Source organism: Labilibaculum filiforme, from assembly GCF_002843315.1.
In the GTDB taxonomy this organism is placed as follows: domain Bacteria; phylum Bacteroidota; class Bacteroidia; order Bacteroidales; family Marinifilaceae; genus Labilibaculum; species Labilibaculum filiforme.
The window spans coordinates 441425-453307 of the sequence record NZ_MVDD01000003.1 but is presented as its reverse complement, the minus strand read 5'-3'; the positions used below and the strand labels follow the sequence as shown (position 1 = coordinate 453307).

9 protein-coding genes are annotated in these 11883 nt (G+C 36.4%); 7 read left to right on the top strand and 2 right to left on the bottom strand.

Annotation, left to right across the window (positions count from 1 at the left end):
- Nucleotides 1-171 precede the first annotated feature (171 nt).
- From BZG02_RS06580 to BZG02_RS06555, 6 genes are all read left to right on the top strand, one after another.
- Complete coding sequence (locus BZG02_RS06580; RefSeq protein WP_101260611.1) at nucleotides 172-2421, top strand: peptidase U32 family protein; 2250 nt, start codon at nucleotides 172-174, stop codon at nucleotides 2419-2421.
- Nucleotides 2422-2622: 201 nt separating this feature from the next.
- Complete coding sequence (locus tag BZG02_RS06575) at nucleotides 2623-4464, top strand: sensor histidine kinase (protein ID WP_101260610.1); 1842 nt, start codon at nucleotides 2623-2625, stop codon at nucleotides 4462-4464.
- A gap of 180 nt (nucleotides 4465-4644) precedes the next feature.
- Nucleotides 4645-5352: an RluA family pseudouridine synthase gene (locus BZG02_RS06570; RefSeq protein WP_218972169.1), complete on the top strand. Its 708-nt coding sequence runs from the start codon at nucleotides 4645-4647 to the stop codon at nucleotides 5350-5352.
- Nucleotides 5353-5694: 342 nt separating this feature from the next.
- Nucleotides 5695-6558, top strand: coding sequence for a UDP-2,3-diacylglucosamine diphosphatase (locus BZG02_RS06565; RefSeq protein WP_101260609.1), 864 nt, complete (start codon nucleotides 5695-5697; stop codon nucleotides 6556-6558).
- A gap of 107 nt (nucleotides 6559-6665) precedes the next feature.
- Nucleotides 6666-7664 carry a glycosyltransferase family protein gene (locus BZG02_RS06560; protein WP_101260608.1) on the top strand — a complete coding sequence of 333 codons (999 nt, stop codon included), beginning with the start codon at nucleotides 6666-6668 and terminating at the stop codon, nucleotides 7662-7664.
- Nucleotides 7665-7788: 124 nt separating this feature from the next.
- Nucleotides 7789-9036, top strand: coding sequence for a DUF438 domain-containing protein (locus BZG02_RS06555; protein ID WP_101260607.1), 1248 nt, complete (start codon nucleotides 7789-7791; stop codon nucleotides 9034-9036).
- A gap of 72 nt (nucleotides 9037-9108) precedes the next feature.
- On the opposite strand, the gene BZG02_RS06550 is transcribed toward BZG02_RS06555, so the two are convergent.
- The gene (locus BZG02_RS06550) at nucleotides 9109-9483 is read right to left on the bottom strand and encodes a thioesterase family protein (protein WP_101260606.1); all 375 of its coding nucleotides are present in this window, start codon (nucleotides 9481-9483) and stop codon (nucleotides 9109-9111) included.
- Nucleotides 9484-9561: 78 nt separating this feature from the next.
- On the bottom strand, nucleotides 9562-11136 hold the full coding sequence (locus BZG02_RS06545; RefSeq protein ID WP_101260605.1) for a peptide chain release factor 3: 1575 nt from the start codon (nucleotides 11134-11136) through the stop codon (nucleotides 9562-9564).
- 245 nt (nucleotides 11137-11381) lie between these two features.
- On the opposite strand from BZG02_RS06545, the gene BZG02_RS06540 reads away from it, so the two are divergent.
- A complete protein-coding gene (locus BZG02_RS06540) occupies nucleotides 11382-11882 on the top strand; it encodes a metallophosphoesterase family protein (RefSeq protein WP_101260604.1) in 501 nt (166 codons plus the stop codon).
- Nucleotide 11883 lies beyond the last annotated feature (1 nt).

The following is an 11883-nucleotide window of genomic DNA, read 5'->3' as shown; positions in this document are numbered from 1 at the left end:
GAGTAATTAGCAACAAGAATTTTTTCTGGTTTATAAATGATAATCAAATACCGCAGGCTTCTCTTGCGGTATTTGTATTTTTAGCGGTAGGTGACTGTTTTGGGTACGGGAACTTTATTGCAGGAATCCAACTAAAAAATCTTTACTTTTGGCAGGGAATAAAGCGACAGGATGGTTACGAAAAGGAAGATTGAATTATTAGCGCCAGGTGGAGATGTTGATTCCATAAAAGCAGCAATACTCGCCGGGGCAAATGCAGTGTACTGTGGTCTAGATCAGTTTAATGCAAGAAACAGAGCTGTAAATATCAGTTTTAATCATTTGCAGGGAATTTTGCATTTGGCACACGCTCACAATTGTGAGGTTTTTCTTACGCTCAACATTATCGTTATAGAACGCGAAATTCCTGCTTTAATTAGCTTACTGAATAAGTTGGTAAATACCAGCATCGATGGCGTAATTGTTCAAGATTTAGGAATGCTTTATTTACTCCAAAAGTATTTTAAAAGTCTAAATGTACATGCTTCTACTCAGTTAACTACGCACAACCAAGGACAGATAAAATTCCTAAGTAAACTTTCTGCTACCCGTGTGAATCTCTCTCGAGAACTAAATATTCATGAAATAAAGCATCTAACCGCTGTTGGACACGAGAATAATGTGCTTACAGAGGTGTTTGTGCATGGTTCCAACTGTATTTCCTTTTCGGGAATTTGTTATATGAGTTCTGTTTTAACTGGGAATTCGGGCAATCGTGGTCGATGCAGTCAGCCATGTCGCGATCAATATATCACAAGCGCAACAGGGAAGGAGTATCCTTTAAATTTGAAAGACAATTCCGCTTTTTTCAATGTAAAAGAATTGTACGATGCTGGTGTGGATTCTTTGAAAATTGAAGGGAGAATTAAGAAGTTCGATTACGTGTACACGGTGGTGGATGTTTGGAGGAAGCAACTCGATACTTTGTACAATCAAAATATTGTTGGGACAGATAACAGTCTTTTGTACAAGGTTTTTAACCGCGATTTTTCGAATACTTTACTAACGGGCGAGATCAGTAAAAGCATGTTTATCGATAATCCTCGCGATCATTCTATCAAGCATCTATCAGAAATTAATTCGTACGCTTCCGCGGATAAGTTGGAGAGCGGTCAATTACAGCTGTATCAGGAAAAAGAAGAAATAAAAGCGATTGTCGAGCAGAAGATTAAATCGGTGAATGCTGAAAAAGTAGCAATGCAAATTTATCTTTCGGGAGCTTCTGGCACACCATTAAAAGTAGCCGTAAAAACAACAGAAGCTAGTTTTGATATGTTTTCGGAATGCAAATTGGTCGATAAGGGAACAGAAGCCCTATCGGAAGCTATGGTTTTAAAACGATTCAAAGCTTTTAACGATACCGAGTATTTTATCGAAGAATTGAACCTAAACGGAATTGTTGGCGATGTATATATTTCATTTAAAGAGCTAACTTCCTTAAAGAAAAAAATTTTGTTTCTTTTAAACGGATCTAAAGAAACAATCGATCCGATAAGGCTTCCCGCGATAAAAAAGATTGAAGAAGAAAGGCGAAAGCCAAGTCTTTCTGTTTTAATATCTTCGCAAGAAGATGTGCTGTTAACGCAGAAAACCAATGCTGATATTTATTTTTGTTTACCCAATAGTTTTAAAAGCAGGTATTCGGAATTGTTAGAATTGTTTATGCAGAACAAAAGCTTAATTCCCTACTTTCCATCGGTGATAATAGGGGAAGATTATGCTGTTGCGCTTGATTTTTTACAACAATTAAAGCCCAAAACGATTGTAACAAACAATACTGGAATTGCATGGGAGGCTTATCGCTTAGGTATAAAGTGGATTGCCGGACCTCAGGTTAATATAGTAAATTCGTATAGCTTACTCTCATTAAAAGAGAAGATGAACTGTTCCGGAGCGTTCATTTCTAACGAACTTAGCCTGCAACAAATTAAAGCACTGATAACTCCTTCCGATTTCGCATTGCATTACAGTATTTATCATCCCATTGTGCTCATGACAAGTAGGCAGTGTTTGTTTCATCAGGTAACTGGTTGCGAAAAGAAGAAGGTTGATGCTACTTGTATTGCAACTTGTGAGAAATCAGCTTCCATCACCAATCTAAAAAATAATTCGTTTCAAATTGAAAAATCGAAAGGGAATTATCATGCGGTCTACAATGAAAACAATTTTTTAAATACCGCTGTTTGTTCCGATTTACCAACGTTTTTCTCTGCATTTATGATTGATTTGCGCGAGGTGAAAACTGAAACAAAGCGGTTGGTATCGAAATTAGAAATTGTTTCTCTTTTCGAAAATCTGCTCGACAGAAAAACCGGTGCAGAAATTAAAGTGAAAACTGCAATTTACCCAACAACAAATACCCAATACGAAAAGGGAATTTAGAAAACTTTATTCTATGAAGTTTTTATTTTTTGTTGAATGGAAGTTTAGTGGGTTAGCTTACTGTTTATTAAGTGTTTGATTGTATTCTTAGTCATTTTTATTATCTTTAAGTTGAATAAATTCAAAGAAGAATCTAACATATGTTTTTTTAGTTTAGAAGTTATTCCTGCTGGTGCAATGCAAAAATAAATCGTTATTAATATGAAAAATATTTGGTACAGCTACATGAAAAATGAGAATAAGGGTTTGCGTAGTTTTGTGCGTAACTTATTGTCGATTTTTATATTAGCATTTGCCCTGATCGTTGCAGGTATAATTCTGTCCTTAAATAAGTATAATGAGGTTGAGTTAAAGGCTTATAAAGAGGTTACTGAAAGTGTTTTGGCTACAAAACTTGAAAACATTCAGGACGACGTAAAGTCTGTCACTTCCGATTTAATGATGTTGGCCGAAAGTGCAAGTTTAAAGAAGTATTGGAACGATAAAGAGGGTGTAATAGAGGATTTGGAAGCGGAGTTTTTAAACCTTTCATTTCATCATTATGTTTTCGATCAGGTACGACTGATTGATGAGGAGGGAATGGAGATTATTCGGATCAATTATAATTCAGGAAGTCCTTCTGTAGTTCCAAAAGAAGTTTTGCAAAATAAAAAAGACCGCTATTATTTCTACAATGCTTTTCAGCTAAATCGGAATGAAGTGTTTATTTCACCACTCGATTTAAATGTAGAAAATGGGGAGCTGGAAGAACCTTTAAAGCCAATGATACGATTCGCAACTCCTGTTTTTGATAAGCAAAATGTAAAGCGTGGGGTGGTTGTTTTGAATTATTACGGGCAAAATATTATCGATGAATTTGTGAATCAGGACAATCCGCTAATTAAGGATCAATTGATGTTTCTTAATTCAGAGGGATATTGGTTTAAGGGGGAGAATGCGGCTGATGATTGGGGTTTTATGTATGAGGATAAGCGGAATTTAACTTTTAAAAATAGGTACGGTGCGGTTTGGGATAGTATTGTTGACACAGGACAAGCCCAATTTGAAACAGGCAGCGGTTTGTTTACTTTTAAAACAGTTTATCCGATTCCTGAAAATTTAACTCCCAATAAGAGTGGAAATCTGCGTACTGTGGATGACTATCATTGGAAAATTGTTTCGTTCATTCCTTTTGCTGTTTTGCATGAGAAAAGTAATATGAGATGGAAACAAGCTTTATTTGTTTTAAGCTTACTATTTATTAGTTGGTTGTTTGTTTTGTATCGTTTGGTAAGAGCTCAATATTTTAAATTGAAATCGCAGGAAGCATTATTAGAACGGGAAACAGCTTTGCGCGAACTGAATGCTACTAAGGATAAGTTATTTTCGGTGGTTGCCCACGACCTAATTAATCCGTTTAACAGCATAATAGGTTTTAGTAGCGTATTGTTGCAGCAAGTGAATGAAAAAGATTATGAAGGCATTGAAGAGTATGCCGAAATTATTCATGATTCATCGAGCAGAGCCATGGATTTGCTATCTAATCTTTTAGAATGGTCGCGTTCACAAATAGGAAAAATTGATTTTAAGCCCGTTTCGTATAATTTAAACCAGCAAATACACGAAGCAGTTCTTTTATTAACGGATACTGCCACGATTAAATCTATAAAAATTGTCACAAACCTACCATCCGACTTTGCTATTTTTGCGCATAAGGAAATGATTAGTACAGTGATAAGAAATTTAATTTCCAATGCAATTAAATTTACAATGCCTGGTGGCGAGATAGTTGTTGCTGCCGAAAAACAGAATGACGTGGTGACCATTAGTATTTGCGACAACGGAGTAGGTATTCCGCCAGAGAATTTGGCGAAATTATTTCTAATGACCGAAAGTTACAGCAGTTTAGGAACGGCCAAAGAAAAAGGGACTGGACTGGGATTGATGTTATGTAAGGAATTTGTTGAAAAGCACCAAGGAAGAATCTGGGTAGAAAGTGAAGTTGGAAAAGGTAGTTGTTTTAGATTTAGTTTACCCGTACACAAACAGGAGGTAAATGCATAGTACAATTTGCATTTTGCAGTAGGCATTAGATAGCTGCCGAATTTTTTCACTCTTATTTTTGGAAATATTTTCCACCCATTTTGGCAATAAAACAAAATGAAAGAGCAATCTTTGCCGAATCAAAAAAAAAGAAGGCTTTAATCGGCAAATTAATATAACATTCGGTATTCTTAGTAAACAATGATGGAAGAGAGTCAAAAAGCACAAAAAAAAGTAAAACCTAGATTTCAGCCACGAGGTTGTGCTATTCTTTACGAAGATCAGGATATTATTGTTGTTGAAAAAGTGAGTGGTTTGCTTACAATGGGAAGCGACAGAGAGCGCACTAAAACAGCATACCAACATGTTACGCATTACGTAAAAAAAGGAAATCCGCGTTCTAAAAACCGCATATTTATTGTGCATAGGTTAGATAAGGATACTTCAGGGGTATTGGTATTTGCTAAAACCGAAGCAGCAAAAGTATATCTACAAACCGAGTGGCAGAGCTTTAGTAAAACTTACATTGCCGTGGTAGAGGGGCAGTTAGCCGAAAAGGAGGGGATTATTGAATCTTATCTTACCGAAAATAGCATTCACAGAGTTTTTTCCGTTAAAAATCCCAATAAGGGCAAGTATGCAAAAACGGGTTATAAAGTAATTCGAGAATCGAAATATTTTAGCATGCTCGAAATAAACCTATTTACTGGTCGTAAAAATCAGATTCGTGTTCATTTCTCCGAACATGGAAATCCTGTTGCCGGCGATAAAATGTACGGCATAAAAGGAAAAGGAGTGAAACGTCTGGCACTTCATTCTACATCACTTACCATTCAGCATCCTTTTACTAAAAAAGAGATGACCTTCGAAGCTGGAACTCCTGGTTTCTTTAAGCAATTAATGAAATAGTATCAAATAAGTAGGGCGAAGAGTAAAGCAGATTGAAATGTCTTTTCTATTTTGTCGGGACTGCTCGCCCGATTTGTGGAACACTCGCCTGAAGATGGGAAGTCCTCGCCCGATTTGTGGAACGCTCGCCCGAAGATGGGCTGTCCTCGCCCGATTTGGAAATCTTTTGCCACGCCTGTTTTTCCTCACTTTTGTTTTCCCGATCGTTCATCTCAGTTTTTTTTTATTTGCAGCAATTTCTTAACAAAAGAGAGCTGTCTTTTTATTATTTCATAAACTAAGCAAAGGCATAAGTTAACAGGCGGGAAATATATTTAACCGATAAATTAATCTGATATACTTATGCCTAAAAGCAAACGTGAAGTAGATGTTTTGGTTCTTTCTGATATTCATTTGGGAACCATGGGTTGTCGGGCCGAGGAGCTTCTAAAGTACCTAAGTTCTATTCAGCCTAAAAAGGTGATTTTAAATGGAGATATTGTTGACATTTGGCAGTTTAGCAAGCGATTTTGGCCAAAATCTCACATGCGGATCATCAAGCATTTTACCTCTTTTTTATCCAAAGGAATTCCTGTGTACTACGTTACCGGAAATCACGACGAATTGCTTCGAAAATTTGAGGGATTTACCTTGGGCGGTTTGCAAGTTGTAAATAAAATTGTGTTGAATTTGGATGGCAAAAAGGCATGGATATTTCATGGCGACGTATTCGATGTAACCATGCAACATGCTAAGTGGCTCACCAAATTAGGATCAATTGGTTACGATTTGCTTATTCTGATTAATGCAGTAGTTAATTTTTTCGCTAAAATGCTTGGCAAAGAGAAGGTTTCTCTATCTAAAAAGATAAAGAATAGTGTGAAGTCGGCAGTAAAATACATTAATAATTTTGAAGACATTGCTGCAGATATTGCCATACGAAAAGGCTACGAATATGTGGTTTGTGGGCACATTCATCAACCCGAATTGAAGGAGGTAAGTAATACGCAGGGAACCACCATGTATCTTAATTCCGGCGATTGGGTCGAAAGTTTGAGTGCTTTGGAATATCACCAGGGAAAATGGAGTATTTATGAATACAATCATGATGAAAAGGCTCGAGAATTCATTCCCGATTTAGAGAGCTATCAGCTCGACGATTACGATAAAATATTTAAGGAGATGCTTGGCGAATTTACCTCCGGAGATAAGCAAGCAGTATCGTAATTTGAAAGGATCTACTACACTCTATGGTCTTATCTACAAAAACACTTTATTAGTTCTTCTTCTTTCAGATAAATACTGTTGACCAATCACATGAAAAATAAAAACAGATGAAAATACTGTACGGAATTCAAGGTACTGGTAATGGGCATTTAAGTAGGGCAATTGAGTTAATTCCTCACTTAAAAGAAGAAGCCGAGGTCGATATTTTAATCTCCGGTCTGCACCACGATCTGGAATTTAATCATCCTGTAAAATATAAAAAGCAGGGATTGGGTTTCTTTTTTGGGAAGAATGGAGGCGTTGATATTTGGAAAACCGTTCGAAAATTTAACGTTTACCGCTTTATAAAGGATATTCGTTCGCTTCCGCTAGAAGAATACGATTTGGTAATTAGCGATTTTGAGCCACTTACGGCATGGGCTTGCAAACTAAAAAAGGTATTCTGTTTAGGGTTAAGTCATCAGTCTGCAATGCTGAACAGTAGAACACCTTTACCCGAAAATATGGATGCATTCGGATATAAAATTTTAAAATACTACGCGCCTTGTTCGCAAAATTTAAGTTTTCATTTTAAAGAATACGGACACAATATGTTTACGCCGGTTATTAGAAGGGAAATTCGCAAATTAGAAGTGCAAAACAAAGGTTTTTATGTGGTGTATTTGCCTGCTTATTCCGACGAGAAAATAATCTCTGTTCTATCCCGGTTTTCATCTACTCAATGGCTGGTTTTTTCGAAACATAGTAAATGTGCTTATCAGAAAAGGAATGTAAGTATTCGACCGGTAAATTCCGACGAGTTTATTGCCGCATTAAAAGATTGTGAGGGTGTTCTTTGTGGAGCAGGTTTCGAAACGCCTGCCGAAACAATGCACTTAGGTAAAAAACTGGCAGTAATTCCCATGAAAAATCAGTTCGAACAACTTTGTAATGCCTGTGCACTTGAAAAGTTAGGCGTTCCTGTTTTTTATGATTTGGAAGATTATAGTATCGAGTTGATTGGACATTGGTTGCAACAAAATGAAAAGGGCATATCTATAAATTTTCCTGATAATGCAAGGCATGTAATCAAGTATTTAATGAGTCATTTTACTGTTAAAGTCTAGGTTAATTATTCAGTTCATATTTCTTTTTTTGCTTTTATTTAAGCCGCAGAACCGCTCGTATTGTTGGTTTCGTGGGCATTTTATTGTATTTTCCCCGAATTAGGAACGATCTAAAACAAACAATATGTCCGAATTCATCAATAACAATCAGGAAAGGGTAAATTCCTTGTATAATTTTTGCTTTCAGCTGATAAAAGGAGCGAAGGGAACCGAATTAATTAAGCAATATCAGGCAGCAATTGATCAATTAAAACCGAACGATATTGTTTTGGTAGTGCATCGCCTGGTAGAGGCAAAAGTTCCAATGGAAGAACTAAAGATTGGAATTAATAAAGCGCTAAACGTATTTCACAAACAAATATATAGTCATTCGAAGGCAGCTGTTGAGGATACTCATTTTCTGGGTATTATGATGCAGGAGAATGCCGAGCTGGATACTCGCTTAAAGGAAATTAGACCTTTAGCAAAAAGCATCAATAGTATAAAAGACAAGGAAAAACTGGCAGAGGCATTGTCTTTGTTAGGAACAAAGATTCAAGCTTTGAGCGAAATGGACAAGCACTATCAGCGCAAAGAAAATATTTTCTTTCCTTATTTCGAAAATCAGTTTCCTGAGTACAAATGTTTGGGGGTAATGTGGTCTATTCACGACGATATTCGAAGGGTACAAAAACAATTATTGGTAGAATTAAAATCTAGCTCTACGGATCTGAAACGGATAAATCGTTTGCTAGGTGATTTGTTCTTTTTTACGTATGCCATTATCTCGCGCGAGGAATATCTGCTATTCCCAGTAGCATTAAATGCTGTTTCGGAGGAGCTTTGGGAGGAGATGAATAATCAGAGTCATGAAATTGGCTTCAGTTTTATCGAAACGCCTCAGTTAGCGAAAAAAGGAAATAAATTAGCAACAAAAACAAGTGAAATGGCAGCAGAAAAATTAGATAGTGATCAATTGGGAGATACAATATTGAATTTCGATACCGGATTAATGACTTTAAAACAAGCAATGCTATTACTAAATCATTTGCCGGTTGATATTACCATGATTGATGAAAACGACCGAGTGTGTTTTTTCTCCAATCCGAAAGATCGCTTTTTTCCTCGTTCCAAAGCGATTATTGGAAGAACCGTGCAGAATTGTCATCCACCGGAGAGTGTTCACGTTGTTGATGATTTAGTAAAAGCATTTAAAAGTGGAGAGAAGGACAGCGAATCGTTTTGGATTCAAATGAAAGGTCGCTTTATTCTAATTCAATATTTCGCTTTACGCGATGAGGAAAGTACTTACAAAGGTTGCATTGAAGTTAGTCAGGATGTAAGCGATATTCGTAAACTCGATGGTGAAAAACGATTAATGGATGAATCGTAACCGATACGTAAAACAAAGCCTGCAAATCGGAGCGAATTGCAGGCTTTTCTAATATTATAATTCATGCAGAGATTACAATCTGCCCATAAATTTAACCGGATCAATAATGTATCGCATATGCGTTGCAGAACCAATAACACCCTCTTCATCAGAAGCTTCAATTTCAAAGCTTAGCTTTTTACCATCTACTTTTACTAGTTTAGCAGTGCAACTTACTTTTTGTCCTACCTTATTGGCTTTGCTGTGTTTGGTATCAATTTGAATGCCTACGGTATCCATTCCTTTTTCCAAATCATTATCAATACAGGCAATTGCCGTATTTTCCATAAATGCTACCATAGCAGGAGTTGCATATACTTTTAGCTTTCCTGATCCGTAATGAATTGCAGTATCTTTATCGGTTACAGTCATTGTTTGAGTAACTGTTAATCCTTCTTTTAATGCCATATTTCTATCTTATTTTGTATTTCCAATCAAGAATTTTGTTCAGATTGCTGAAATTAGATAATTATTCGTTTCGTAAATCTAAAATTCCGATGTGAAATGGAATTCTAATTTCGGATAATTAGTTTGTGCCATTTGCAACATATAGCCCGAATCTGCAAGAAAAACATCTCTTCCGTGTTTGTCTTTTGCAATGTATTGGAATTTGGCTTTTTTAAACTCTTTCAGTTGCTCGGCATCGTTCGATTTAATCCAGCAAGCTTTGTGCAAGTTAATATGTTCCCATCTACAAGAAGCACTGTATTCGTGCAGTAAACGATATTCTATTACCTCAAATTGAAGTGCACCAACGGTTCCAATTACTTTTCGTCCGTTAAATTGCGATGTAAATAGCTGTGCAACCCCTTCATCCATCAATTGGTCAATACCTTTAGCCAATTGTTTCGATTTCATCGGATCGGCATTCTCTATGTATTTAAAAAGCTCAGGAGAGAAACTAGGAATTCCTTTAAAGTGAATTTTTTCACCTTCGGTTAAAGTGTCCCCAATTTTAAAGTTTCCAGTATCGTGCAAACCTACAATATCGCCAGGGTACGCTTCTTCAATAATCGATTTTTTCTCTGCCATAAATGCTGTCGGACTCGAGAATTTCAACTTTTTACCGTTACGCACATGCAAATAAGCTGTATTTCTTCTAAATACTCCCGATACAATTTTTACAAAGGCAATACGGTCGCGATGGTTTGGATCCATATTGGCATGAATCTTAAACACAAAACCCGAGAATTTTTCTTCATTTGGTTCAATTATACGCTCAACAGTTTGGCAGGGTAGAGGTGATGGTGCAATTTGAATAAAAGCATCTAAAAGTTCTCGAACACCAAAGTTGTTTAAAGCCGAACCAAAGAAAACAGGTGCTATTTTAGCATCCAAATATTCTTTAAGGTCCAATTCAGGATAAACTCCAGAAACAAGCTCAAGCTCTTCTCGAAGAATTTCAGCATCATCCCCAATATATTCTTCTAATTTAGGGTTCGATAAGTCATCGAATTCAATGGTTTCCTGAATGGTTTGAGTTGCAGGTGTAAACAAACTCAAATTTTTCTGATATATGTTGTAAACTCCTTTAAAATCGGGACCCATATTAATTGGCCAGCTTAATGGATTTACACTAATTTGCAATTCTGTTTCAATTTCATCCAACAAATCAAATGCGTCTTTACCACTACGGTCCATTTTGTTAATGAAAACAATAACCGGTGTTTTTCGCATCCTACAAACCTGCATCAATTTTCTGGTTTGTGCCTCTACTCCTTTTGCAACGTCAATAACAATAATTACACTGTCGCAAGCGGTAAGTGTACGGAAAGTATCTTCTGCAAAATCCTGGTGACCTGGTGTGTCGAGGATATTTATTTTGTGGCCTTTGTATTCAAATCCCATTACCGAAGTTGCAACAGAAATTCCTCTCTGTCGTTCAATTTCCATGAAATCGGAAGTAGCCGTTTTCTTTATTTTATTGGATTTTACAGCACCAGCAACGTGAATTGCACCACCAAACAAAAGTAATTTTTCGGTAAGTGTTGTTTTTCCCGCATCCGGATGAGAAATAATCCCAAATGTTCTTCGTCTTTTTATCTCGTCTTTAAACCCCATCGATAGTATTTTCTTTAAAAATAAAAGCATGCAAAAGTAATCATTTTTTACCGATTCCCCTTGTTTAATTGTCGATTAAATGGCTCGTTTTTTTAGTGCGAATAATCGATCAAAACCGGCTGATACCCCAGAGAAATGAGACTTGTACCCCTAACAATTACTTTGCGTAAATTGGTTAATGAAACTTTTTTTTCATTTTCTTTTTGTAGATTTACGTTTCAAAATTTTAAAAAAAGAAAAATTTTATGAAGCGGATAGGCTTACTTTCTGATACTCACGGTTGGCTTGATCCCGTTGTGGTGAAACACCTTAAAGAATGCGATGAAATTTGGCATGCTGGAGATATTGGAGGCATTGAAATCGCCGATAGCTTAGCGGAAATAAAAACTCTTAGAGCTGTTCATGGGAATATAGACGACCACAATGTTCGAATTGTTTATCCAAAACACCAAAGGTTTTTTTGCGAGCAGGTTGATGTTTGGATGACACACATTGGAGGCTATCCTAAAAATTACGATCGGAATGTTAAGCCCGAAATTTATGAAAATGCACCGCAGTTATTTATTTCAGGTCATTCTCATATTTTAAAGGTTATTTTCGATAAAGAATTACACCTTTTACATATCAATCCAGGTGCAGCAGGAGTTCATGGTTTCCACCAAGTACAAACGATGGTTAAGTTCATCATCGACGGCAAGGAAATTAAAGATCTTCAAGTGGTGGAATTTGGGAATAAAGGCAAATAAC